The organism is Lactococcus garvieae subsp. garvieae (genome assembly GCF_029024465.1).
GTDB lineage: Bacteria > Bacillota > Bacilli > Lactobacillales > Streptococcaceae > Lactococcus > Lactococcus garvieae.
In genome coordinates this window covers 1,299,393-1,323,669 of the sequence record NZ_CP118950.1, presented here as the reverse complement: position 1 = coordinate 1,323,669, position 24,277 = coordinate 1,299,393, and the positions used below count along the sequence as shown (strand labels likewise).

24 protein-coding genes and 2 tRNA genes are annotated in these 24,277 nt (G+C 38.4%); 21 read left to right on the top strand and 5 right to left on the bottom strand.

Annotation, left to right across the window (positions count from 1 at the left end):
• From PYW30_RS06545 to PYW30_RS06525, 5 genes are all read left to right on the top strand, one after another.
• Entirely contained in the window at positions 1–654 is a 654-nt protein-coding gene (locus PYW30_RS06545; RefSeq protein WP_042219260.1) for a potassium channel family protein, read from the top strand.
• Positions 655–743: 89 nt separating this feature from the next.
• Positions 744–2,300, top strand: coding sequence for a signal recognition particle protein (ffh, locus tag PYW30_RS06540; RefSeq protein WP_017370696.1), 1,557 nt, complete (start codon positions 744–746; stop codon positions 2,298–2,300).
• A gap of 118 nt (positions 2,301–2,418) precedes the next feature.
• The gene (locus PYW30_RS06535; protein ID WP_014024529.1) at positions 2,419–3,444 is read left to right on the top strand and encodes an AI-2E family transporter; all 1,026 of its coding nucleotides are present in this window, start codon (positions 2,419–2,421) and stop codon (positions 3,442–3,444) included.
• Positions 3,445–3,627: 183 nt separating this feature from the next.
• Positions 3,628–4,938, top strand: coding sequence for a ribosome biogenesis GTPase Der (gene der, locus PYW30_RS06530; protein WP_014024530.1), 1,311 nt, complete (start codon positions 3,628–3,630; stop codon positions 4,936–4,938).
• Positions 4,939–5,029: 91 nt separating this feature from the next.
• Positions 5,030–6,004, top strand: coding sequence for a CHAP domain-containing protein (locus PYW30_RS06525; RefSeq protein ID WP_042219263.1), 975 nt, complete (start codon positions 5,030–5,032; stop codon positions 6,002–6,004).
• Between the two features lie 28 nt (positions 6,005–6,032).
• On the opposite strand, the gene PYW30_RS06520 is transcribed toward PYW30_RS06525, so the two are convergent.
• Together PYW30_RS06520 and PYW30_RS06515 are read right to left on the bottom strand one after the other, a co-directional pair.
• Entirely contained in the window at positions 6,033–6,731 is a 699-nt protein-coding gene (locus PYW30_RS06520; protein WP_042219265.1) for an LrgB family protein, read from the bottom strand.
• Positions 6,731–7,126 (bottom strand): CidA/LrgA family protein, encoded by a 396-nt coding sequence (locus tag PYW30_RS06515; RefSeq protein WP_042219266.1) that lies wholly within the window; start codon positions 7,124–7,126, stop codon positions 6,731–6,733. Before PYW30_RS06515 ends, PYW30_RS06520 begins: the two co-directional genes overlap by 1 nt.
• A gap of 230 nt (positions 7,127–7,356) precedes the next feature.
• Here PYW30_RS06515 and rimP point away from each other — a divergent pair, with 230 nt between their 5' ends.
• The 5 genes from rimP (at position 7,357) to infB (ending at position 12,426) form a co-directional block, all read left to right on the top strand.
• Positions 7,357–7,833, top strand: a complete 477-nt coding sequence (gene rimP / locus PYW30_RS06510; RefSeq protein WP_014024534.1) for a ribosome maturation factor RimP — start codon at positions 7,357–7,359, stop codon at positions 7,831–7,833.
• A 91-nt stretch (positions 7,834–7,924) separates the two neighbouring features.
• A complete protein-coding gene (nusA, locus tag PYW30_RS06505) occupies positions 7,925–9,052 on the top strand; it encodes a transcription termination factor NusA (protein ID WP_004256172.1) in 1,128 nt (375 codons plus the stop codon).
• A gap of 4 nt (positions 9,053–9,056) precedes the next feature.
• Positions 9,057–9,377 carry an RNase P modulator RnpM gene (rnpM, locus tag PYW30_RS06500; RefSeq protein ID WP_004256176.1) on the top strand — a complete coding sequence of 107 codons (321 nt, stop codon included), beginning with the start codon at positions 9,057–9,059 and terminating at the stop codon, positions 9,375–9,377.
• 7 nt (positions 9,378–9,384) lie between these two features.
• Positions 9,385–9,690 carry a YlxQ-related RNA-binding protein gene (locus PYW30_RS06495; RefSeq protein ID WP_014024536.1) on the top strand — a complete coding sequence of 102 codons (306 nt, stop codon included), beginning with the start codon at positions 9,385–9,387 and terminating at the stop codon, positions 9,688–9,690.
• 18 nt (positions 9,691–9,708) lie between these two features.
• Entirely contained in the window at positions 9,709–12,426 is a 2,718-nt protein-coding gene (gene infB, locus PYW30_RS06490; protein ID WP_042219270.1) for a translation initiation factor IF-2, read from the top strand.
• 161 nt (positions 12,427–12,587) lie between these two features.
• On the opposite strand, the gene PYW30_RS06485 is transcribed toward infB, so the two are convergent.
• Positions 12,588–13,847 (bottom strand): IS110 family RNA-guided transposase, encoded by a 1,260-nt coding sequence (locus PYW30_RS06485; protein ID WP_042219922.1) that lies wholly within the window; start codon positions 13,845–13,847, stop codon positions 12,588–12,590.
• Between the two features lie 366 nt (positions 13,848–14,213).
• On the opposite strand from PYW30_RS06485, the gene rbfA reads away from it, so the two are divergent.
• The 8 genes from rbfA to PYW30_RS06445 all read left to right on the top strand — a co-directional run bounded on the left by rbfA (position 14,214) and on the right by PYW30_RS06445 (position 20,437).
• Positions 14,214–14,570, top strand: a complete 357-nt coding sequence (gene rbfA / locus PYW30_RS06480) for a 30S ribosome-binding factor RbfA (RefSeq protein ID WP_042219335.1) — start codon at positions 14,214–14,216, stop codon at positions 14,568–14,570.
• Positions 14,571–14,739: 169 nt separating this feature from the next.
• Positions 14,740–15,675 carry a cation diffusion facilitator family transporter gene (locus tag PYW30_RS06475; RefSeq protein WP_042219328.1) on the top strand — a complete coding sequence of 312 codons (936 nt, stop codon included), beginning with the start codon at positions 14,740–14,742 and terminating at the stop codon, positions 15,673–15,675.
• 69 nt (positions 15,676–15,744) lie between these two features.
• Complete coding sequence (locus PYW30_RS06470) at positions 15,745–15,918, top strand: hypothetical protein (protein WP_155241587.1); 174 nt, start codon at positions 15,745–15,747, stop codon at positions 15,916–15,918.
• A gap of 168 nt (positions 15,919–16,086) precedes the next feature.
• A complete protein-coding gene (gene manA, locus PYW30_RS06465) occupies positions 16,087–17,043 on the top strand; it encodes a mannose-6-phosphate isomerase, class I (protein WP_042219327.1) in 957 nt (318 codons plus the stop codon).
• Positions 17,044–17,306: 263 nt separating this feature from the next.
• On the top strand, positions 17,307–17,729 hold the full coding sequence (locus PYW30_RS06460) for a hypothetical protein (RefSeq protein ID WP_232254475.1): 423 nt from the start codon (positions 17,307–17,309) through the stop codon (positions 17,727–17,729).
• A gap of 3 nt (positions 17,730–17,732) precedes the next feature.
• Positions 17,733–17,948, top strand: coding sequence for a hypothetical protein (locus PYW30_RS06455; RefSeq protein WP_232254476.1), 216 nt, complete (start codon positions 17,733–17,735; stop codon positions 17,946–17,948).
• 412 nt (positions 17,949–18,360) lie between these two features.
• Entirely contained in the window at positions 18,361–20,124 is a 1,764-nt protein-coding gene (locus tag PYW30_RS06450) for an oleate hydratase (RefSeq protein WP_042219325.1), read from the top strand.
• 225 nt (positions 20,125–20,349) lie between these two features.
• A tRNA-Ser gene (locus PYW30_RS06445) sits at positions 20,350–20,437 on the top strand.
• A 67-nt stretch (positions 20,438–20,504) separates the two neighbouring features.
• On the opposite strand, the gene PYW30_RS06440 is transcribed toward PYW30_RS06445, so the two are convergent.
• Both PYW30_RS06440 and PYW30_RS06435 read right to left on the bottom strand, forming a co-directional pair.
• Positions 20,505–20,577, bottom strand: a tRNA-Arg gene (locus PYW30_RS06440).
• A 33-nt stretch (positions 20,578–20,610) separates the two neighbouring features.
• The gene (locus PYW30_RS06435; protein ID WP_042219331.1) at positions 20,611–21,603 is read right to left on the bottom strand and encodes a Gfo/Idh/MocA family protein; all 993 of its coding nucleotides are present in this window, start codon (positions 21,601–21,603) and stop codon (positions 20,611–20,613) included.
• A 248-nt stretch (positions 21,604–21,851) separates the two neighbouring features.
• On the opposite strand from PYW30_RS06435, the gene udk reads away from it, so the two are divergent.
• From udk to PYW30_RS06420, 3 genes are all read left to right on the top strand, one after another.
• A complete protein-coding gene (udk, locus tag PYW30_RS06430; RefSeq protein WP_003135541.1) occupies positions 21,852–22,475 on the top strand; it encodes a uridine kinase in 624 nt (207 codons plus the stop codon).
• A gap of 158 nt (positions 22,476–22,633) precedes the next feature.
• Positions 22,634–23,614: a phosphate acetyltransferase gene (gene pta, locus PYW30_RS06425; RefSeq protein WP_014024545.1), complete on the top strand. Its 981-nt coding sequence runs from the start codon at positions 22,634–22,636 to the stop codon at positions 23,612–23,614.
• Between the two features lie 219 nt (positions 23,615–23,833).
• The gene (locus PYW30_RS06420) at positions 23,834–24,223 is read left to right on the top strand and encodes a hypothetical protein (protein WP_014024546.1); all 390 of its coding nucleotides are present in this window, start codon (positions 23,834–23,836) and stop codon (positions 24,221–24,223) included.
• Positions 24,224–24,277 lie beyond the last annotated feature (54 nt).

The following is a 24,277-nucleotide window of genomic DNA, read 5'->3' as shown; positions in this document are numbered from 1 at the left end:
ATGAAATCATTTGTTGTTATAGGTCTGGGACGTTTTGGCTCAGCAGTTGCGAAAACAATTGCTGAAACGGAAGCAGATTTGCTTGTGATTGACCAGAATGAAGATCGTGTCAATCTTTTTAAGGATATGGTTCCTAATGCCATCATTGCCGATGCAAAAGATGAGCGTGTCTTGGATGAGATAGGTATTCAAGATTTTGATGTTGCTGTTGTAGCCATCGGAGAAGACATCCAATCTTCTGTGTTGGTGACTATGCTGGCAAAAGATGCTGGAGTGCCTCAAGTCATCACCAAGGCTGTAGATAAAAATCATTATCGTCTTTTGGAAAAAATTGGTGCTGATCGTGTGGTTCTACCTGAGGTAGAAATGGGACGTAAGATTGCCGAAAGTTTAATCTTTGAGAACATCAGTAATGTCGTGGATATTGCTGAGAATATTGAGTTTGCAGAAGTAAAAGTATGTTCACGTAAAATGAATAACCGGGTTATTTCTGAAATTGATGATTTTACTCACTATGACTTAAACATCAGCTATGTTAAGCATATCAATGGAAAAGTTGAAATCGCCTCAGGAGATACGCGACTCATGATTGGGGATTCACTCTTTGTCATTGGACGTCCTGAAGATATCCAAAAACTTTCCGAAAAAAATTAGAAGTTTTCCAACTTCTGGTGGATTTAAGCCTCGACAGAATATGGTATAATAAAACTATCTGAATAAAATAATAGAACTGGAATATAACTATGGCTTTTGAAAATTTAACTGAACGTTTGCAAAATGTCTTTAAAAATTTGCGTGGCAAAAAGAAAATTACAGAACAAGATGTAGCAGAAATCACGAAAGAAATACGTGTGGCCCTTCTCGAAGCCGACGTTGCTCTTCCTGTGGTGAAAAAGTTTATCAAAGCGATCCGTGAACGTGCAATTGGGACAGAAGTCTCAGAAGCACTAAATCCTGCGCAACAAATTATTTCGATTGTTAACGAAGAATTAACTGCGATTTTAGGGGGCGGGGAAGCTGAGTTACTCAAATCACCTAAAATTCCAACTATCATCATGATGGTGGGTTTGCAAGGGGCAGGTAAAACAACCTTTGCGGGTAAACTTGCTAAAAAACTTAAAGAAGAACAAAATGCACGCCCAATGATGATTGCGGCTGACGTTTATCGTCCAGCAGCCATTGACCAATTAAAAACATTAGGTGAACAACTCGACATTCCTGTTTATGATGAAGGAACAGCCGAAAGTCCGGTAAATATTGTTAAAAATGGTCTTGCTAAAGCACGTGAAGAGCGTAAAGACTATGTCTTGATTGATACGGCAGGGCGTCTCGAAATTGACGACAAACTCATGAACGAGTTGCAAGAGATTAAAGCTCTTGCACAACCAACGGAAATTCTGTTGGTTGTTGATGCCATGACAGGTCAAGTTGCGGCGCAAGTAGCGAAAACGTTTGACGAAAAATTAGACATTAGTGGTGTTATCATTACTAAACTTGATGGTGATACCCGCGGTGGTGCGGCTTTATCTATTCGTGAAATTACAGGTAAGCCAATCAAATTTACTGGTACAGGTGAGAAACTGACCGATTTGGAAACTTTCTATCCTGATCGGATGAGCTCTCGTATCCTCGGTATGGGGGATATGTTGACCTTGATTGAAAAGGCTCAAGCGCAGTTTGACGAAGAGCAATCAATGAAGATGGCTGAAAAGATGGCTGAAAATCGTTTTGATTACAGCGACTTTGTAGAACAGCTTGACCAAGTGACAAACATGGGTCCAATGGAAGACATTATGAAGATGATTCCAGGGATGTCACAAATGCCAGGAATTGAAAATGTTAAGGTTGATCCGAAAGACATTGCACGTAAACGTGCCATCGTACTTTCTATGACACCAGCAGAACGTCAATTGGAAGTCGAACTTTCACCTGCACGTCGTCGACGGATTGCTGCTGGATCAGGCAATAGTTTTATCGAGGTGAATAAGTTCATCAAGCAATTCAACCAGTCTAAAGACATGATGCAAGGCATTATGAACGGTGACATGAATTCAATGATGCAACAAATGATGGGCGGCGCTGGCGGTAAAATGCCAAACATGAAAAATATGCCTGGAGGCATGCCAGATATGTCCTCTCTAGGAGACTTGCAAGGTCTTATGGGAGGAGGAGCCTCTTCCGGAACACCTGATATGAGCGCTATGTTCGGTGGTGGCCTCAAAGGAAAAGCCACACAATTTGCCATGAAACAAGCCATGAAACGGGCGCAGAAAAAAATGAAAAAAGGCAAAAAGAAATAAAATACAAAAGATACATCTTAAGATGTATCTTTTTGCATGATAAACATGATATAATTTAGAAGCTTGAAAATGTGAAAAAACAATTTTTTAATCTATAAAAATTGAAGGATGTGAATGAATGGAATACTACCAAAATTTTATAAAAAATGAAAAACTTAGAAGATGGGTCGTTTTGGCGTTTCTCATTGCTGTACTCTATTTTGTACGCAGCATTCTCCCGCTGATGCTTTTGACTTTCGTCTTCAGCTACCTTGCCTATCGTTTTGTTAGCTTTATCGAGCGAAAAATTAAACTGCCGGGAAAAATTAGTGGTTTTATCTTATATGGTGTCATTCTTTTTTTAATCTACTTAGGCATTACGGAATATATTCCTGTACTGGTCAATCAGCTTACGCACCTCATCAATGCCGTAAGTAAGTTTTACCAGAACAATAGCAACGGCGAGAGTGCGCTGATGGATTCGATATATAATCTTTTCAAAGAATACAACTTGGCAGATAAGCTGCAAAGCAGTTTAGGGACCTTGGTTGATTATGTAACCAGTTTTGGGAAAGGGTTACTCATTGTTGTTTTTGCCTTTTTAATGAGTTTCTTTTTCACGATTGATCGTAAAGAAACCAATAAATTCTCAGCTCTTTTCTTGGAAAGTGACTTTGCATGGTTCTTTGAAGATATCTATTATCTGGCAAGCAAATTCTTTACAGGATTTGGTGTTGTCTTGGAAACGCAATTTATTATTGCTCTCGTCAATACCGTTTTGACCCTTATTGCGTTAAGCTTCATGGGCTTTCCAGAGTTATTGAGTTTAGGCGTAATGATTTTCCTATTGAGCCTTATTCCCGTTGCTGGTGTACTTGTCTCTTGTATTCCATTATCCATCATCGGTTATTCTATCGGAGGGATTAGGGATGTCATCTTTGTGTTACTTATGGTAGCTTTAATCCATGCGCTTGAGTCTTATGTACTCAACCCGCATCTGATGGCCCATAAGACAAAACTGCCCATGTTTTACACCTTCGTGATTCTTTTCTTAGGGGAACATTTCTTCGGTGTATGGGGCCTTATCGTGGGAATACCAATCTTTAACTTTGCTCTAGATCTTCTCGGTGTGAAGGAAATTCCCTTTAAAAAACTAAAAAAATAATAAAAAGTGAGCAAGAATTTCGGGCTCACTTTTAAACTGAAAAGACAGAGCTATAAAAATAGCCTGTAAAATGTTATAATTACAATGCATACTTTTTCTCTTTGAGATGAAAAGAAGAAGATGAGGAATAAGAGAAAAAAACTTATTACTGATATTACTGATAAGAAAAGGATAAAAAAATAAATGACACTACCTACAGTAGCCATTGTCGGCCGACCAAATGTCGGAAAATCGACGATTTTTAACCGTATTGCTGGAGAACGTATCTCGATTGTCGAAGATATTCCTGGAGTAACACGTGACCGTATTTATGCCACAGGCGAATGGTTGAACAAAAAATTCTCGCTTATTGATACTGGGGGGATTGAACTTTCGGATGAGCCTTTCATGACACAGATCCGTGCCCAAGCAGAGATTGCGATGGAAGAAGCGGATGTTATCGTAGCCGTTGTGGATGGAGAAACAGGAATTACCGATGCTGACGAACACGTAGCACAAATCCTCTACCGTACAGATAAACCAATAATCCTTGTGGTCAATAAAGTAGATAACCCAGAACGTCGAATGGAAATTTTTGACTTCTATTCACTTGGACTGGGAGAACCTTATCCTGTATCTGCGGTGCACGGCTTGGGTACAGGGGATGTACTTGATGCAATCATTGAAAACTTACCCACAGAAACAGAAGAAGAAAATCCAGATGTCATCAAATTTAGTTTGATTGGTCGTCCAAATGTTGGTAAATCAAGTTTGATTAATGCCATTCTCGGAGAAGACCGTGTCATTGCGAGCCCTGTTGCAGGTACCACACGTGATGCGATTGATACAAGCTTTACTGATGCTGAAGGGCAAGAATTCCTCATGATTGATACAGCAGGGATGCGTAAATCTGGGAAAATCTACGAAAACACAGAAAAATATTCTGTGATGCGTGCCATGCGTGCCATTGATCGGAGCGACATTGTCCTTATGGTCATCAATGCTGAAGAGGGAATTCGTGAATACGACATGCGGATTGCTGGTTTTGCTCATGATGCAGGTAAAGGGATTCTTCTCGTGGTGAACAAGTGGGATACACTTGAAAAAGACAATTACACCATGAAAAAATTCGAAGACGATATCCGTTGGAAATTTAAATTCCTTGATTATGCACCGATTGTTTATGTTTCAGCTAAAACAGGTCAACGTCTTCATAAACTTCCAGATATGATTAAGGAAATTCACCATTCACAAAATCTTCGTATTTCAAGTTCTGTCTTGAATGATGTTATTATGGATGCGGTAGCAATTAATCCGACTCCGACAGATAAAGGGAAACGTTTGAAGATTTTCTATGCCACACAAGTTGCTGTTAAACCACCAACATTTGTGGTCTTCGTGAATGAAGAAGAACTGATGCATTTCTCTTATATGCGCTTCTTAGAAAATCAAATCCGTAAAGCCTTTGTCTTTGAAGGTACACCAATTCATTTGATTGCACGTAAACGTAAATAATAAATTATGAACTAAATACAGTTTTTATTATTAAATAAAAACAATCTGAGAATAGAAGTCAGGCATTCGATTGAGTAAAAAGGAAAAAAGCATGAAAAAAAGAGAATTTATTATCGTTGTTCTTGTAACTCTCGGTTTAGCAGGGGCTTTTTCGGCTAGTGCTGCCTCAGCCGCAGAAGTCAATGTCTATCGTCTTTATAATAAAGTTTCAAAAGAGCATCTTTATACTGCAAGTCAGTATGAATATAATACTCTTCCCACATTATCCTCTGACTGGATCAGAGAAGGTATAAATTTTAAACAGTATAATACTGCAGAAAATGGATCTTTAGCGATTAATCGTGTTTACAATCCGCGGTCTGGTGAACATATTTATACAAAAGACAATTATGAAGTTAAAGTATTAACAAGTCAAAAAGGGTGGAAATCAGAAGGTGTTGCCTTCTATGCACCACGTACAGGTTTAAAACCAGTATACCGTTTATTCAATGCAGCGGCTGGTTTAGGTGCCCATTTTGTGACAGCAGATGGCTATGAAAAAAATGTTTTGGCTTCCAGCGGTTGGAAATATGAGGGAATAGCTTGGTATCAAGCAGAAAATACAGGAGGAGCAGGCTCTGGTAATGGAAATTCTGGAGGTTCTGCAAATAATGCGGATTCAAGTGCAACTGTTCCTGCAGGTTATACTGCAATTCAACCCCATGCAAATTTAAGTACATATCCTCAAAATGGGTACTATCCTTGGGGACAATGTACATGGTATACTTATTACCGAGCAAAACAAGTAGGAATAAATTTCAGTCCGTATATGGGCAATGGTGGAGATTGGCAAAACGCGAATGGCTATAAAGTGACTACTAAACCAACAGCGGGTTCTGCGCTAAGTTTTAGTCCTGGACAAGCAGGAGCAGATAAAACTTATGGTCATGTTGCATTTGTAGAGCAAGTTCGAAGTGATGGATCTATTCTCATTTCAGAATCTAATGTCATGGGATTAGGAAAACTAAGCTACCGTACATTCACAAAATCAGAAGCAAGCACATTTCATTATGTTATTGGAAAATAAAAAAGAATCGAAAGTTCGATTCTTTTTTTTAATAACCAAGAATAATATGAGCCACTAAAGGTGCAAATATAACATACATAATCCCGGTTACACCAATAGCTAAAGCTCCCATTGCACCTTGAACTTTTCCTAGTTCAATGGCAGTTCCTGTACCAACAGCATGTCCAGTGCCCCCGAGCACGACACCTTGGGCAACAGGGTCTTTAATTTTAAAAAGTTTCATCAATGGCACGCCGAGAACGCTGGTCAAGATTCCGGTAGCCACGACCACGACAACCGTAATCGTTGTAACACCTTGCATTTTTTCCGTGATTCCAATAGCCATCGCAGTAGTGACAGACTTTGGAAAAAGGGACAGGGAAGCTAATTTTGATAAACCGAAAAATTTTAACAATAAGGCCGTGATAACCGTGTTGATGAGAGCCGCAGCAGCGATACTGATTAAAATAGAGCGTGCATGGTGTTTCATGAGCTGAAAGGTTTTATATAAAGGAATACCTAAGGCAACAGTTGAAGGACCAATCAAGTCGTTTAATATTGCACCTCCTTTGTAATAATTCTCATAAGGTATTTTAGCTACCACCAAAATCAAAATAATAACTAGAGTTGCAAAAAGTAAGGGATTTGTCCAAGGTTTACGTATATTTTCATTGATGCGTACACCAACAATAAATATTAAGAGCGTCAGAGTTAAACCAAACAGCGGGCTAGAAGTAATGGTATCCATCAGTGTACCTCTCTTTTATTTTTTAGTAATTCAGGATCAAGGGAATCTCCTTCATATTTGACTTTGATAAATTGAACCAAATGACCTAAAACAAAGACATTCACAATAAGGGCAAGAAGAACAATCACGGCTATTTGCCACCAAAAATCGGAAATCAAAGACCATTTGGCCATGATTCCCACACCAGCAGGTAAAAATAAAATCGTCATGTTATTGATTAAGAAGCTCCCAACCTCATCCACATCGGTGAATTTTAACACTTTAAATTGTAGCGCAAGGAATAAAAAAATCATTCCTAAAATACTCCCGGGAACAGGAAGATGCAAACTGTTCGACAGCGTATCTCCCACGAAAGAAAAACCAAAAATAATAAGTAACTGAAAATAAATTTTCATAAACATCTCCTATAAATTACACTCTTTTTATCATAGCCCTTTAATGCTAGATTTTCAAGAATTTTCAAAGAAATTGTATGGATGAGTTGGGAATTTGAAGCGGCTCATCCTGCCTAATCATGCCCCTTGACAAACCTCAAAAATGTGCTATAATAGTCTTAAATAAAAACTACTAGAAAGGAGCGTTCGAGAGGACGCTCCTTCTGTGTTGTTTTCTGAAAGGAGAAGAGATGTCAGAAACACTTGTAAAAACAGTAGAAGAATTCATCTTGCCTCACCTGCCAGAAGAGTTTGAATTGATTGATGTTGAGTGGGAAAAACTTGGCGGAGATATGGTTTTGCGACTCTTGGTAGATAAGGCAGATGGCATTACTATTCAAGACACAGCCGATTTAAGTGAAATTCTTTCACCTTTGCTGGACACGATTTCACCAGACCCATTTCCAACGGAAGGTTATATGCTTGAAGTTGCAAGCCCAGGTGCAGAACGTCCGCTTAAAAAAGCTGAACATTTTCAAAGTGCCATTGGTGAATACATTCTTGTAAAACTTTATCAAAAAATTGAAGGCGAAAAAGAATTTGTTGGAGATTTGGTGAAGTTTGAGGACAACACCTTAACTGTAGAATATATGGATAAAGCCCGTAAGAAAACAGTTGAAATTCCAGCAGATAAGATTTCAAAAGCTACAACTTTAGTGAAGTTGTAAGAAATTCTAAATGCTCTGAGAGTAAGTCTCTCACCCGAAATAATAAAAAGAAAATATTTTCCAAAAAACTCAAGAAAGAGGAAAAAACAAAATGAGCAAGGAAATGCTTAACGCCTTTACAATGCTAGAAGAAGAAAAAGGCATTAAACAAGAGATTGTTATCGAAGCAATTGAGCAAGCAATCACAGCTGCTTACAAGCGCCAATATGGTCAAGCACAAAATGTGAAAGTTATTTTCGATGAGAAAAAAGGAAACTTCAATGTTTACTCAACACGTGAAATTGTGGATGAAGTCTTTGATAGCCGTCTTGAAATCTCACTAGAAGATGCCCAAGAATTAAACCCGCATTATGAAATTGGCGACAAAATCATGTTTGAAGAAAAACCAAAAGATTTTGCACGTACAGCAGCGGGTGCTGCTAAACAAGTTATCATGCAAAAAATGCGTGAAGAAGAACGCACAATCATTTACAATGAATACAGCCGTTACAAAGATGAAATCATCATGGGAACCGTTGAAAAAGTAGATGCACGTGCAGTTTATGTTAACTTGGGGCGTGTGGATGCACTTTTGACAGCCAAAGACCGTATCAGTCAAGAAAATTATCATGTTGGCGACAAAGTGAAAGTTTATGTCACTGACGTACTTTTGACACCAAAAGGGACACGTGTCTTCATCAGCCGTACAGCACCAGATATGCTTAAACGTATGTTTGAAAAAGAAATTCCTGAAGTTTACGATGGAACAGTAGAAATCAAATCTGTTGCGCGTGATGCGGGTGATCGTGCGAAAGTCATTGTCGAAAGTCATGATGAAAACGTAGATGCTATTGGTACAATGGTTGGTGCAAAAGGTGCACGTATCCAAGGAATTATCCGTGAACTTGCGGGTGAAAAGATGGATATCATCGAATACAATGCCGATAAGGCAACTTTGATTGCCAATGCACTTAAACCAGCGCGTATCGAGCAAGTGGCAATCCGTGAAGACGGTTCAGCGATTGCAGTTGTTGCTCAAGATCAATTGTCCTTGGCTATCGGTAAACGTGGACAAAACGTACGTCTTGCTGCACACGTTACAAACTGTAAGATCGATATCAAGTCCGAAGAAGATTTCCAAAAGGAAATGGCAGAGCTTGATGCACTTGTTGAAGAAGTAGATGAAATTGTAGAAGAAGTTGCTGAAACTGTTTCAGAAGAAGCAACAACTGAAGAATAGGCCTATGAAACAAAAAAAGACTCCCATGAGAAAGTCAGTAGTTTCTGGTGAGCAAATCGCTAAACGTGATCTTTTACGTATTGCTTTTAACAAAGAGGGACAAATCTCCATTGACCCGACAGGTAAGGCACATGGCCGCGGTGCTTATATTGCCTTATCAAATGAAGAAGCACAGCTCGCCAAGAAGAGACATGTCTTTGATCGTACTTTCAGTACAAAAATCTCAGACGAATTTTATGACGAACTGATCAGTTATGTTGAACACCAAGTGGCACGCCGTGAATTAGCAGAAGCTACTTATTCGGCAGACTTGGCACCGGACTAAGACTAATATGGATAATACAAAAAAAGTATTGAATTTACTCGGTCTTGCTAAACGCGCAGGAAAAGTCATCACAGGGGAAGAACTTGTGGTCAAAGCCATTCAAAATGGCAAAGCCAGCTTAGTTTTTGTTGCCCATGATGCGTCAGAGAATTTGATCAAAAAAATCACCGATAAATCGAGTTACTATGAGGTAAGCGTCTTACAAACGTTCTCAGTAAATGAACTTTCAGTAGCAATTGGTGCTAACCGTAAAGTGTTAGCCATTGCTGATGATGGATTTGCAAAGAAAATGGAGAGCCTTATGACTAACTAAAAAATAAGGAGGACAACATTGTCTGATAAAAAACGAATTAATCAAATCGCAAAAGAAACAGGATTGAAAAATGCTGATCTTGTGTCAGCAGCACAAGAATTGGGCTTGGCTGTTAAAGCTCACTCGAGTTCAGTCACAGATGCTGAAGCAGAAAAAATCATTGCACGTGTGAAATCAGGAACTACTGCAACTGAAAAAACAGCTGCTCCAACAAAAACTGCCCAACCAAAAGCGAAAACATCAAAGAAAAAAGATGAAGCACCACGGACCTTTGCAGGAAAAGCAGTGGTTGAAGACCCTGCTATCTTGGCACGTATCAAAGCTAAAGAAGAAGCAGAAAAAGCCGCAAAGGTTGAAGCTGAAGTAAAGGCTGAATCAAAAGTGGAAGAAGTTAAAACAGTAAAACAAGAAAAAACAGCGCCAAAAGTAGAGAAGAAATCAGAAGCTCCAGCTCCAGCAGCGAAAAAGCAAGAAGAAAAAACTACTAAACCAGTGAAAGAAGAACCTAAAAAAGCATTGGATAAAAAACCAAGGATTCAAATCAAAGTCGTAAAACGCGCAGAAGATATCAAAAAAGAAGCAGCGAAAAAAGATGCTGCTCGTCAAGAGCGTCGTCAAAATGATCGCCGTAACAACGACAATCGTCGTGGTGGGCAAGGTCGCAATCAAAATGACAATCGTCGCAATAATGATAACCAAAATCGTGGCGGCAATAAATTTGAGAGCAAACCATCAACAGAAGTATTCTCAGCACCTGCTACTTCTGGTAAAAACAATAACCGCCGTGATCGTGACCGCAAGAAAAGTGAACACGACAAAACTTCAGATGGTCGTCGTCCAGGCGGACCATTGCGTGTAAACGATAACCGTAATCAAGTACGTAATGCACGTAACTCAAACTGGAATCAAAAAGGGCGCCGTGGCGGTAAAAACCAACAATCTGCTGCACCAGTATCGACACGTAAATTCCATGAATTACCAGAATCAGTAGAGTATGCTGAAGGAATGAACGTTCAAGATATTGCAAAAGCAATCAAACGTGAACCAGCTGAAATCATCAAAAAACTCTTCATGATGGGAACAATGGTTAATCAAAACCAATCTCTTGATGAAGACACTTTGGAATTAATACTTATGGATTATGGCATTACTCCGGTTAAAAAAGTGGAAGAAGACCAATCTGATATTGAACGTCTTTTTGTTGAAGAAGGTTACCTTAACGAAGAAAACATGGTAGAACGTCCAGCCGTTGTGACAATCATGGGTCACGTTGACCATGGTAAAACAACCTTGCTTGACCGTTTCCGTGAATCTCGTGTCACTGAAGGCGAAGCTGGTGGTATCACACAACATATTGGGGCTTATCAAATCAAAACTGGTGATAAGAAAATCACTTTCTTGGACACACCAGGACACGAAGCATTCACAAGCATGCGTGCACGTGGTGCCTCAGTAACTGATATTACGATCTTGGTTGTTGCCGCTGATGATGGTGTTATGCCACAAACGATTGAAGCTATCAATCACTCAAAAGCTGCTGGTGTGCCAATCATCGTTGCTATCAATAAAATCGATAAGCCAGGCGCAAATCCACAACGTGTGATCCAAGAATTAGCTGAACATGGTGTTATGTCACAAGCTTGGGGCGGTGAATCTGAATTTGTTGAAATCTCAGCTAAGTTCAATCAAAATCTCGATGCCCTTTTGGAAACTGTCTTGCTTGTTGCTGAAATGCAAGAACTTAAAGCAGATCCAACTGTCCGTGCTATTGGTACAGTCGTTGAAGCACGTCTTGACCAAGGACGTGGTGCGATTGCAACACTCTTGGTACAACAAGGTACACTTCATGTCCAAGACCCAATCGTTGTTGGTAACACATACGGTCGTGTACGTACGATGACAAATGACTTGGGCCGTCGTATCAAAGAAGCATTGCCATCAACGCCAGTCGAATTAACGGGTCTCTCTGATGTTCCTCAAGCTGGGGATCATTTCGCGGTATTTGAAGATGAAAAATCTGCGCGTGCAGCTGGTGAAGAACGTGCCAAACGTGCTCAATTGATTAAACGTCAAAACACACGCCGTGTAAGTCTTGATAACCTCTTTGATACACTTAAAGAAGGCCAAGTGAAAACAGTTAACATCATCATCAAGGCTGATGTACAAGGTACAGCTGAAGCTATGGCTGCTTCATTACAAAAAATTGATGTTGAAGGTGTAAAAGTTGATATCGTTCACGCGGCAGTTGGTGCGATTAGTGAATCAGATGTTTCATTAGCAGCAGCTTCAAATGCGATTATCATTGGTTTCAATGTTCGTCCAACAGGACTTGCACGTGAGCAAGCAGAGCATGAAGATGTAGATATTCGCCTTCACAGCATCATCTATAAAGTGATCGAAGAAATCGAAACAGCCATGCGTGGTATGCTTGATCCAGAATACAAAGAAGAAATCATCGGTGAAGCAATTGTCCGTGAAACATTCAACGTTTCTAAAGTTGGTACAATTGCCGGATTTATGGTTATCCGCGGTAAAGTTCAACGTGATGCCAGCGTTCGGGTTATTCGTGATGGTGTAGTTATCCATGATGGAGCTATTGCTAGCTTGAAACATTACAAAGATGATGTGAAAGAAGTTGGTAATGCACAAGAAGGTGGTTTGATGGTAGAAAACTACAACGACATTCTTGTTGACGATACATTTGAAGTTTACAAAATGGTTGAAATCAAGCGTTAAAATTTAAAAGGCTTGAGAAAAAAATAAAAAAGTCTAGTGGTATTAAGTCAAATGATAAGTTGCTAGATTCTGAGTAAAAATCTTGAAAAAAGACAGCACGAAAGAATCTAGTAAAATTTGGCAAATTTTACTAGGCTAGACAAGGAATTGTGCAGATAAAACTAATTATCTTCCATAAACCTCCTTGGTGGCGTATAGAGTTGGTGGTTGCGTAGTAGCACATCCACCAGACGCACAAGTTTTCTTGCGGTTAAAACGACGGCTCTTTTGTGTTTATGTTTGGGGACTTCATCTTTCTTTTTCTTGTAAAACTCTGCGTATTCCACGTTATGTCTTCGTACAGAGTTGGCGGCTTCAACTAAGTAATAGCGAAGATAACGATTGCCTCGTTTTGCAAGAGAAGTATTTTGAGATGAGGTATTGCCAGATTGTGTTTCTTTCCAATTCAAGCCAGCATATTTAGCGACTTGAGGATGGTCTTTAAAGCGTTCAATCTGTCCTATTTCAGCGATAATTCCTGCAGCGAATACCTTTCCAATACCAGGTACACTGGTCAAACATTGGTATTCAGGGATAATTTCTACCATGTCTTCAATGGCTCGATCAATTTCTTTAATCATCTTCTCTAAACTCCGTATTTCGCGAGCAAGGAGACTGAGTACAATATTGACAGAATCTTGTTGGACGAGTGATAAGCGGTAACTTCCTTTTATGGCAGCTTTTATTGCTTTTGCAAGTTTCTCAGGAGCTTTGAAGCGACCTCGCCCGAGTTTCTGGATGAGTTCCGTGAAATCTTCAAGAGGAGTATTTGCGAGTTCATCTAGCGTGTAATCTTCGGTCATGAGTGTCATAATTGTGGCAGACCAAACAGAGGTACTCAATTCTTCATTCTTTAATTCCGCAGAGAGCGTATTGCACTTGTAGTAGATGTTTTCAATGAAGTGTTGTTTTGTACGTACTAATTGTTCCACGAGCTGAAGTCGAGTTCTTGTGAGATGTTGTAGTGCCAGATACTTTTCTTCTTTAAGATAAGATCTTGTAAAGCGTTCAATGCGGAAGTAATCCGCGATGTAGAAAGCATCAAGGGTATCATTCTTGTTTTCTTCGAATGCCTCACGATATTTCTTTATTTTGGCTGGTTGTTCCACCATGACCTCGACTCCGAGCTGCTTTAACTCCGAGTCTTCGTGGAAGAACATTGCAGGATGAAAACTGTAGAGGGATGTGGCTTCCATGCCAATGACGACTCTATTAAATTCATACTTTTCGTTAAGTGAGAGTACTTGTTCTTTGATTTCAGAAGCACCAATCATATCATTGGTAAGTGAAGCAGCGTACAAGACTCCAAGTTCCGTGTCATTTGACATGATGCACACATCGAGTTTGGTAGAGCTGACGTCTAAACCGACAAAACATTTCATTTGGAAGGACCTCCTTTCATTTGATTAGGAAACTATACTTGACTACTGAGAGATTCCCCAGAACTCTGTATCCCTTCATCCTCGCTTATTAGAATACCCATCACAGCGATTACTTACCGCCTGCTCGCTACTAAGAGCAGAGTAATCACGGTGGAAACAGCTAGTGAGTTGGAAGATTTGATACAGCTCGGGTCGCAGACTTATGAAGAAGACGAAGCAACAAGGAGAGTTAGCATATTCCTTTTGAGTCCATTCCTAAGAATAATTATTCTGGGAAACGTCACAATAGTCAAGTAAAACGATAACAATTGTTAGAAAATTGGGGTGAAAAATACCCATAAAATATATTATACGAGGAGAATGATTATGGGCACTTCCTTCCGTAGTGACCGTGTGGCTGTCGAAATTCAGCGTGAAATCAATGATATTTTACGTCATAAGATTCGAGATCCCCGCGTTCAAGATGTGAATATTACAGATGTTCAAGTGACAGGTGATTTGAGTCAAGCAACAGTTTATTACAGCTTGCTGTCTAACCTTGCCAGTGACAATGAAAAAGCTAAAAAGGGTCTGGAAAAAGCTACAGGTCTTGTTAAACGTGAGTTAGCACAACGTATGACCATGTATCGTATCCCGGATTTGAAGTTTGCCAAAGATGAATCTGTTGAATATGGTTCAAAAATCGATGAACTTCTCCGTAATTTCGATAAACCAGAATATTAATAAAAAAAAATAAGCACTCATTATTGAGGCTTATTTTTTTAGAGAAGTCTGCAAAAATGCAGGGACTGTGCTATAATACTCATGGCAAAATACCAAAAGTCACATGTATATATGCAAAGCAGGTTATTGTGTTAAAATCAAAATAAAAAGTATAATGAGGAAAAATATTATGGCAGAAAAAGAACATACTGGCGGTATGGGCTCCGTGATTGCGGCTCTTGGTGCAAATGTAATGGTTGCAATAAGTAAGTTTGTAGGCTATGCCTTAAGTGGTAGTGCAGCTATGCTTAACGAAAGTATACACAGTTTAGTTGACTGTGGAAATCAAGTTTTACTGCTTTTTGGAGACAAACGTGCAAAAAGAGCACAAAGCCAAGCACATCCTTTTGGAGAAGCGCGCGCAAAGTACTTTTTTAGCATGTTGGTCGCGACTTTTCTCTTCTTTGGCGGTGGTGTTATTGGTGTAATGGAGGCTTATGACAAACTGGTTCATCCTGCTCATGAGGTCAATAATCCTTTGATTCTGATTGCTATCTTACTTTTTGGCATGATTATTGAGGGCAGTTCACTCCGCGTTGCTTTTAAAGAAATTAAGGCGCTTAATACCGAAAAACTGCCGTTATTTAGATTTTTGCATGAGAGCCGACACAGTGAGATTTTAGTTATCTTTGCGGAGGATTTCTGTGCCATTATTGGTTTAATGCTAGCACTTGGGGGAACAATTCTCACTTTCCTTACAGGAAACCCCATGTATGATGCTCTGTCTGGAATCTTGATTGGGGTATTGCTTATGGCAGCAGCTGTCTTCTTGGTAAGAGAGTTCTATAGTTTAATCGTTGGCGAAAGTGTTACTGCTTCAGATTTAGAAAAAATAACACAGAGCTTTATTCGTGAAACAGTTAAGCAGTTGATTGATGTCAAGACAATCCACATTGGACCAACTGAAATTCTAATTGCAGCAAAGATTGATATTCCAGCAGAGTATGAAGCACACAGCTATGAAATTATTAATGCAATCGAAAAAGATATTCGAAAAGCACTGCCGGACAAAAAGTCTTATATTTATATCGAAGTCGATGAATTTGATAACAATTATCAGCATTAAAGTGAATAATTCTCGACACATTGTAGACTAACGATTGCATTTTTATAATTTATCTGATATATTATGTTTATGAAACAACACTGGATGGACAAAATTGCAGATAAATTATATATTGATGGCGTACATCCCTTGGTTACCTTGATGGTATGGGAAATTGCCTTGATTGGGATTTTAGTTGTGATTATTGCATTATTTGTTGCTGAAATACCGAATGTTTTGTCTCACATAAATTTTAAATACTGACAATAAAAAGTGTTTTTTTGAAATGAAGAGTGATATACGATAAAAGAGCGAATCCTTAGAGGAAGCTTTTTTATTTTATAAAAATACAAAAAGATTGTTTGTATAGGAAAAATAAACCGCTTTTATGCTATAATGAACGAAGTATTATTAAACAAATGAGGAGAAAAAATGTCAATAGAACCATTATTTTTAGATTCCGTATTGCAAGAAAAACTCTGGGGTGGCGATCATCTTAAATCTTTTGGCTATGAATTACCATCTGATAAAATCGGGGAGTACTGGGCAATTTCAGCTCATCCACATGGAGTCTCAACAATTAAAAATGGAGAATTTGCTGGACAAAAATTAGACGAGGTATTTGACCAACACCGTGAGCTTTTCGGCAACACGAAAGAAGAAGTCTTTCCTCTCTTGACAAAAATATTGGATGCCAATGACTGGCTTTCAGTGCAAGTTCATCCTAACGATGAATACGGCATGAAACATGAAGGCGAGCTTGGTAAAACAGAATGTTGGTATATCATTTCAGCAGAAGAAGGTTCTGAAATTATTTATGGACATAATGCAAAATCACGTGAAGAACTCGCAGAAATGATCAATTCTGGAGATTGGGATCACTTACTGCGCAAAGTTAAAGTTAAAGCAGGTGATTTCTTCCATGTACCTGCAGGAACAATGCATGCGATTGGTGCGGGTATTGTTATTTTGGAAACACAACAATCAAGCGACACAACTTACCGTGTATATGATTTCGATCGCAAAGATGACCAAGGTAACCTTCGTGAACTACACATACAACAATCAATTGATGTGCTCCATATTCCGGGAGATCAAACACCAGAAAATAAAGTCCAAGTTGTTAAAGAAGAAAATGCAGACTTAACAACTTTAGTAAAATCAGAGTTCTTTGATGTGTATAAATGGTCAATTCATGGTACACAAGACTTTGAAGCTACAGCAGACTATATGCTTGTGTCTATTCTTGAAGGTGAAGGACAACTTATGGTGGCTGATAAAACATATGCATTATCAAAAGGCGACCACTTCATCCTCCCTACAGGCATTGACCAATGGCAACTTTCTGGTAATATGGAAATCATTGCGAGCAATCCAGTAGCTCATTAAGCATAAAAGAAGCATCTCTTTGGGGTGTTTTTTTGTTTTAAAATTTATTGGTTTGATATTCAAATAAAGTGAGCCAAAAATGGCTTATTAAATTGATGGAATAGTCTATAAAATTCAGTTTGGCTTAAGGTGACCTTGTTAAGGTTTTGTTAATCAAATAAAAGTCAATTTTATGAAGGGAGAATAAAACTTTAAAAAGCGAGTTGCAAAGAAAATATGCTGGATGAAGTGCTTTAGCATTAGATTAAGAAAAGGAAGATCTTATGGAAAAGAAATTGAAAAAAGTTATAATCCTGAGTGTCTCAGGTTTGACTTTATTATCGGCATCTATACCATCAGCAGTTGGTGTAGTTCAAGCGAGTAATGTGGATGTAGTGCAAGAACAAGCTTCAGAAGAGTTTGATGTTCGTAATGATACCATACAGCTTGAGATTACAGAAAATAGGAAAACTGACTTTGAGTTGTCTGATAAAGATCAAAAGATAGCAGATGCTATTACAGATTTTTACTCACTTGATGAGGAGGGAAATGTTAAATTTAATGCAACAGTCAAGGACTTAACAGACATCGGAATTCCAGAAAAAGATGCGAAGCTGATGATTGAAGATGCAGAGGAAATACAAGATATCCCGATGCGATTACGTGGCTTTGTTGGTTTGCATATCAATTTAGGACCGAGGATATGAGCGATGAATGCTTGGGCAGCGGGGTTATATGCAGGAGGACAAGTTGGATTTGCACTAAAAGTTTTTGCAACTACCCCACATACGGCAGGTGTTGTTGCTATTATTTCGGGCAGCGTTGTAGGAGCTGTCCGATGGGCAGTACAAAATAGAGTGCGTCGTATAAGCATTGGGGTTTACCTTCCACGAGTCGCACTTTCTCGAACAGTATCTATTCCATGAAATACTTGAGAAAAAATAAAGACCAACTCTACTACGTTTTTGCCTTTGCAGTCAGTATCTTAATAATACTCCTCTTTAGGAAGTCCATACCATTATTTGAGATAGTTTTTCTCTTTGTTATAGGCATTCCCATATATGTACTAGGAATATATCATGGCCAGAAGCAAGAAAAACTCAGAGCACAATACCGTACAAAAAAACAAGAAGAAGATAAAGAAAAGATTTTAGGAAAAGGGTAATACACAAGGCAAATTGAAGGAAGAGATATCCAGAAAAGAAGCTGGTTTTTGGTTGAGCTTCTTTTTTATTCAAAAAATATAGACTTGTCCAAAAGAGCCAGAAGAAATTTGAAATCGCTCTCTTTTAAGAATATAATCAAATTATAAGAACAATTAGAAAAGAGGGATTGAATATGCGTTATACAAACGGAAATTATGAAGCTTTTGTTCGACCAAGAAAACCACAAGAGGCTGACAAGAAGACTGCCTATATTGTCGGTGCAGGTCTAGCAGGACTGGCTGCGGCTGTCTTTTTAATCAGAGACGGCCAAGTCCCAGGGAATCGTATTCATATTTTAGAAGAACTTTCTCTTTCAGGTGGCTCTTTAGATGGTTCTTTTATTCCACATGATGGTTTTGTGATTCGTGGGGGACGTGAAATGGAAAACCATTTTGAGTGTCTTTGGGATCTTTTTCATTCTATTCCAAGTCTGGAAGTAGAAAATGCTTCAGTTTTAGATGAATTTTACTATTTAGATAAGGATGACCCTAACTCTTCTAATTGTCGGATTATTGCGAATCGTGGAGAACGTGTGGCGGATGATGGGCAGTTTACCCTAAGTCGACAAGCCCAAGATGAAATTGTGAAGCTTTTCATGGCACAAGAAGAAAGTTTGGTCGGTAAAAAAATTGAAGATGTCTTCAGCGAAGAATTCTTTGAATCAAACTTTTGGCTTTACTGGTGCTCAATGTTTGCTTTTGAAAAATGGCACTCCGCGATTGAAATGCGTCGCTACATTATGCGATTTATTCATCACATCAAAGGGTTACCAGACTTCACAGCACTAAAATTTACAAAATATAACCAATACGAATCTTTAGTAAAACCCTTGCTTGCCTTTTTGAAAGACCAAGGCGTAATCTTCCAATATGAAGCACAAGTTGAAAATATTGAAGTAGATTTTTCGAACAACAAAAAAGTTGCCAAAAAGATTATATTTGCAGATGGAAAAGTCCAAGACTTGACGGAAGATGACCTTGTTTTTGTTACAAATGGTTCAATTACGGAAAGTTCAACACAAGGAAGTCCAACAGAAGCAGCGCCAATTACAAAAGATTTAGGTGGCTCTTGGAAACTTTGGAAAAATCTTGCTGCACAGTCTCCAGAATTTGGGAAGCCAGAAGTCTTCTATGACAACTTGCCTGATGAAAGTTGGTTTGTATCGGCGACGGTCACTTGGAAGAACCTCAAAATTCAACCTTATTTTGAAAAATTAACGCATCGTGAATTACGTTCAGGTAAAGTTGTGACAGGTGGAATTATCACTATTAAGGATTCAAACTGGCTGATGAGTTTCACTACGCATCGTCAACCCCACTTTAAGGAACAAAAAGAAGGTGAAACTGTAACATGGGTGTATGGCCTCTTGTCTAATACACCAGGGAACTACATTAAAAAACCAATTGAGAAATGTACAGGGGAGGAAATAACGCAAGAGCTTCTTTATCATCTGGGTATGCCAGAATCAGAAATAGAGGAATTTGTTAAAGAAAATACCAATACAATTCCGGTCTACATGCCATTTATCACCTCTTACTTTATGTTACGTGAGCCAGGGGATCGTCCTCAAGTCCTTCCTGAAAATTCAGTGAACCTTGCCTTTATTGGTAATTTTGCTGAAACAGAGAGAGATACAGTATTCACAACTGAGTACTCAGTACGTACCGCGATGGAAGCTGTTTATCAATTTCTAAATGTGGAGCGTGGTGTGCCTGAAGTCTTTGCTTCAGCTTATGACTTGCGTACACTGGCTCGCTCGGTTTATTATCTTTCAGACAAAAAGAAATTGATGGAAATGGATTTGCCTCTTTTGAAAAAAGAATCTTTGAAGTTTGGCTTGAAGAAGATAAAAGGTACCTATCTTGAAGACATACTTAAAGATGCAGGGTTACTTTAAAAAAAGTAAAAAGTGAGTTTTGGTTTCAGTTTATTTTGACTTGAGCTCCTTTTAAGGATCTAACAGTATAATACATTTATTCCAATAAAATTTTTTCATAAAACTCCTACTCTTCCACGTCATGTGGAAGATTTTTTTTATTTTTGTTAGAACACCTACACATAAATTGGCATTTATAGTAGAGGATATGGTATAATATATTTTGAAAATTGATAATGAACATTTGGAGAATTACTCAAGAGGCTGAAGAGGTACGCTTGGAAAGTGTATAGGTGGGTAAAACCGCGCATGGGTTCGAATCCCATATTCTCCTTTTATAGGTTTTGTGCCTTAGTTGAATAAGAATAAAGAAAAAGCTTCCTTAAGGAAGCTTTTTTTGATGATCCCTGCCAGGTTCGAACTGGCGATTCAGACTTAGGAGGTCCGGGTTATATCCAATTTAACTAAGGGATCAGAAGACTCCAATAAGGAGTCAGTGATTAAGTCTTATTTGTTATCTGCTTCAAAAACAATTCCCGCACTTTGGCGCATCATATAACTTGTTTCGGAAACATCTTGTGCCAACTGATGCAAGTCCTTGTAGAGTGAGCGTGCAGCAGGAGTGGAAATAGTTTCAATGATTTCAGCAAAGTGAAGGGCTTCATCAAAGAGTGAATGTTTTGGTGGCGTAACCTTGATAACTTCTTTGCTTCCATCAAAACGAATAAATTTTGCAGAGGTTATAGCATTGACACCATCTAAAATCAAGGTACCTTGATCTGTGTAAATTTCACTTGAAAGATAGCTTGTGAGGTTCCCAGCACATTTGACTGCAACTTTGAAATCACCATAATCCAAGCTTCCAATACCAGAAATGTCCACACCACTTGGCAGAAGGACAGCATCGTAGCAAGCAGATTGTGGCTTATCAAACCAATAAACAGCTGCATAGAGGAGATAAACACCTAAATCTGCGAGCAGGCCACCAGAAAATTTACTGTTGAATTTATTGGGAAGTTTTCCAGCCAATAGCGCAGGCATTTTTGAAGAGTATTTTGAATAGGTAAAATCAGCTCCAACAACTTTTTTATCTGCTAAGAATAAATTGATGGTTTCAAAAGCTTGCTCATGGATGTTTCGGGCAGCCTCGAAAAAGAGAACATCATTTTCATCTGCTAACTTGATAATTTCAGCTAATTCTTGTGGATTTGAAAATGCTGGCTTTTCGACGATGATATTGTTCCCTGCTAAAATAGCAGCCTTCGCTTGTTCAAAATGAATAGCGTTTGGGCTTGCAATATAGATGATATCCAAATCATGCTTGAAAAAATCATCTAAATTATCGTAAAGTTCGATGTCGTCAAAGTCTTCTGTGAAAGATACTGCGCTCTCAAGATTACGCGAGTAAACAGCCTCAAGGCTATATTTTTTTGTGAGATGGGCAGCTTCGACAAAAGATCCACTAATCCACCCAGTACCGATAATTCCAAGTTTAAGCATCATACACCCCTTTTCTTATCAAAAATTTATTAAAACCATTATAGCAAATTTTTTGGTAAAACTCATTTAAAACTCATGCATGAGCTATGAAAAGAGGAGGTACTAATTTTTTTAGTGATAAAAAAGATGGGTTTGAAATAATTTTTAGAGCTGAAGCTGGTTCAGATTTATGATAAAATAGGTAGAATAACATAATATCCCTAAGAAATTGAAGTTATAGTGGATACATAAAATATGGAGAAGTAATTTTGAAAAAACCATTGATTATCGGTGTAACAGGTGGCTCAGCAAGTGGGAAAACCAGCGTGTCTCAAGCTATTTTATCTATGTTTAAAGATGAAAATATTGCTATGATTGAACATGACAGTTACTATAAAGATCAATCACAATTGACATTTGAAGAACGTACAAAAACAAACTACGACCATCCATTGGCTTTCGATACAGACTACCTGATTGCCCAATTAAAAGAGTTACAAAATGGTCGTGCGGTTGATATTCCAACCTATGATTATGCCAATCATACACGCAGTGAAAAAACCTACCGTCAAGAACCTGTAGATGTCTTGATTGTAGAAGGGATCTTGGTTTTAGAAAATGAAAAACTGCGTAATTTAATGGATATTAAAGTGTTCGTGGATACAGATGATGATGTGCGCATTTTACGTCGTATCCGTCGCGATATTGAAGAACGCGGGCGTACTTTAGATTCTGTTATTACACAATATATGGATGCTGTAAAACCAATGTATCATCAATTTATTGAGCCAACGAAACGATATGCGGATGTCATTATTCCAGAAGGAGTTTCAAATACTGTTGGTGTAGATATCTTAACTACAAAAATCGCCAGTATTTTACATGGAGAGTAAGAAGCAATCGAAAGATTGTTTTTTTTGTTCGAAAAAAGAATGTACAGAAGAAACTCTTCTATCCATAATATTAAAAAAACGTTTACATAAGTGGGCATTTTTTGTGACATTGTGATATAATCATTATTGAAATTCTAAAAATTGTAAAAGGAAGTATTATGGAACTCTTTGAATCGCTCAAACAAAAAATTTCTGGCAAAGGCCTACAAATTGTCTTTCCTGAAGGAACAGATGCGCGTGTATTAGGCGCAGCTAACCGTCTTTACGCAGATAAATTGATTACCCCAGTATTTATTGGTAATATCTCTGAAGTAACAGGTACTTTAATCTCACGTGGGATTAATCCAGATGGTTTCCAAATCTATGATCCATTGAACTGTGAACGTTTCGATAAAATGGTCGAAATTTTTGTTGAACGTCGTAAAGGTAAAGTAACAGAAGAGCAAGCACGCGAAATCTTGAAAGATTCAAACTATTTTGGAACAATGCTTGTACATATGGGTATCGCTGATGGTATGGTTTCAGGTGCAGTTCATTCCACTGCAGACACTGTCCGTCCTGCCTTACAAATCATTAAAACTAAACCAGGTGTGAAATCAGTATCAGGTGCATTCATTATGGTTCGTGGCCGTGACGATAATGAAAAGTATATCTTTGCCGATTGTGCGATTAACATTGATCCAGATGCAAATACCTTGGCAGATATTGCTGTGGCTTCAGCGGAAACAGCAAAACTCTTTGATATCGATCCAAAAGTTGCAATGTTATCTTTCTCAACTAAAGGCTCAGGTAAATCAGATGATGTGACTAAAGTCGTTGAAGCAACAGCTTTGGTCAAAGAAGAACACCCAGAACTTGATATTGATGGAGAACTTCAATTTGATGCAGCATTCTCTCCAGCAGTTGCCCGTCAAAAATCACCAGATAGCTCAGTGGCAGGACGTTCAAATGTATTTATCTTCCCAGATATCCAATCGGGTAATATTGGCTACAAAATTGCGCAACGTTTAGGAAACTTTGAAGCAATTGGTCCAATCTTACAAGGCTTGAACGCACCAATCTCTGACCTTTCTCGTGGAAGTAACGAAGAAGATGTTTATAAACTTGCTATTATTACAGCTGCTCAAGCACTTAAATAATATATGAGTTTAAAAAATCATGACACAATGTTATGGTTTTTTATTATCATTGATTTGCTTTAATGTGCTGCGCTCATTCTATCCAAAGATTGGAATGAAGGGCGAAAAACTAGAAATCTTTTTTTGAGCGCTTTACTTTCCTTTTATAATATCTGTCTACTTTAGTGTTAATTTAAGCTTATAGTTATAAAATACAGTCATCAAAACAACGGAGAAAAGATGAAACGAGCGAAAATTTGTGCCTTGATTGGGAGTGTTTGTACAACCCTTATTGCTGTATTAATGATGTTTGCCTTTATTCGATTCATAATTAACTGGGAAGAAAAAGATCTAGAAATGACTCTGACCATTGCAGGGCATAGTGGCCTTTTTCTATTGAAACTTTTTGCTTTAGTGTTTGTCATCGTTATGTCAATCATGATTGTAAATTGGGTTGCCTTTATTCGTATGGATCGACCAACAGGTGGAATATGGCAACTTTATCAGTTAGTTATTGGAAGTTTCTATATTCTAATTTCAATGCTAAATTTATACGTGATGGTAGTGGCTCTACCTTTGGGGCTCTGTTTCGTTCTAGCCTTTATATTAGCGCGTATGGATAGTGTATAAAAGAGTTTGCCTGTGCAAGCTCTTTTCTTTGTAGTCTACACCAAAAAGGCACAA

Bases quoted from the DNA above. Each gene is read 5' to 3' on its own strand.
- PYW30_RS06545 (WP_042219260.1), top strand. From the start codon at position 1: ATGAAATCATTTGTTGTTATAGGTCTGGGACGTTTTGGCTCAGCAGTT.
- ffh (WP_017370696.1), top strand. From the start codon at position 744: ATGGCTTTTGAAAATTTAACTGAACGTTTGCAAAATGTCTTTAAAAAT.
- PYW30_RS06535 (WP_014024529.1), top strand. From the start codon at position 2,419: ATGGAATACTACCAAAATTTTATAAAAAATGAAAAACTTAGAAGATGG.
- der (WP_014024530.1), top strand. From the start codon at position 3,628: ATGACACTACCTACAGTAGCCATTGTCGGCCGACCAAATGTCGGAAAA.
- PYW30_RS06525 (WP_042219263.1), top strand. From the start codon at position 5,030: ATGAAAAAAAGAGAATTTATTATCGTTGTTCTTGTAACTCTCGGTTTA.
- PYW30_RS06520 (WP_042219265.1), bottom strand. From the start codon at position 6,731: ATGGATACCATTACTTCTAGCCCGCTGTTTGGTTTAACTCTGACGCTC.
- PYW30_RS06515 (WP_042219266.1), bottom strand. From the start codon at position 7,126: ATGAAAATTTATTTTCAGTTACTTATTATTTTTGGTTTTTCTTTCGTG.
- rimP (WP_014024534.1), top strand. From the start codon at position 7,357: ATGTCAGAAACACTTGTAAAAACAGTAGAAGAATTCATCTTGCCTCAC.
- nusA (WP_004256172.1), top strand. From the start codon at position 7,925: ATGAGCAAGGAAATGCTTAACGCCTTTACAATGCTAGAAGAAGAAAAA.
- rnpM (WP_004256176.1), top strand. From the start codon at position 9,057: ATGAAACAAAAAAAGACTCCCATGAGAAAGTCAGTAGTTTCTGGTGAG.
- PYW30_RS06495 (WP_014024536.1), top strand. From the start codon at position 9,385: ATGGATAATACAAAAAAAGTATTGAATTTACTCGGTCTTGCTAAACGC.
- PYW30_RS06485 (WP_042219922.1), bottom strand. From the start codon at position 13,847: ATGAAATGTTTTGTCGGTTTAGACGTCAGCTCTACCAAACTCGATGTG.
- rbfA (WP_042219335.1), top strand. From the start codon at position 14,214: ATGGGCACTTCCTTCCGTAGTGACCGTGTGGCTGTCGAAATTCAGCGT.
- PYW30_RS06475 (WP_042219328.1), top strand. From the start codon at position 14,740: ATGGCAGAAAAAGAACATACTGGCGGTATGGGCTCCGTGATTGCGGCT.
- PYW30_RS06470 (WP_155241587.1), top strand. From the start codon at position 15,745: ATGAAACAACACTGGATGGACAAAATTGCAGATAAATTATATATTGAT.
- manA (WP_042219327.1), top strand. From the start codon at position 16,087: ATGTCAATAGAACCATTATTTTTAGATTCCGTATTGCAAGAAAAACTC.
- PYW30_RS06460 (WP_232254475.1), top strand. From the start codon at position 17,307: ATGGAAAAGAAATTGAAAAAAGTTATAATCCTGAGTGTCTCAGGTTTG.
- PYW30_RS06455 (WP_232254476.1), top strand. From the start codon at position 17,733: ATGAATGCTTGGGCAGCGGGGTTATATGCAGGAGGACAAGTTGGATTT.
- PYW30_RS06450 (WP_042219325.1), top strand. From the start codon at position 18,361: ATGCGTTATACAAACGGAAATTATGAAGCTTTTGTTCGACCAAGAAAA.
- PYW30_RS06435 (WP_042219331.1), bottom strand. From the start codon at position 21,603: ATGCTTAAACTTGGAATTATCGGTACTGGGTGGATTAGTGGATCTTTT.
- pta (WP_014024545.1), top strand. From the start codon at position 22,634: ATGGAACTCTTTGAATCGCTCAAACAAAAAATTTCTGGCAAAGGCCTA.
- PYW30_RS06420 (WP_014024546.1), top strand. From the start codon at position 23,834: ATGAAACGAGCGAAAATTTGTGCCTTGATTGGGAGTGTTTGTACAACC.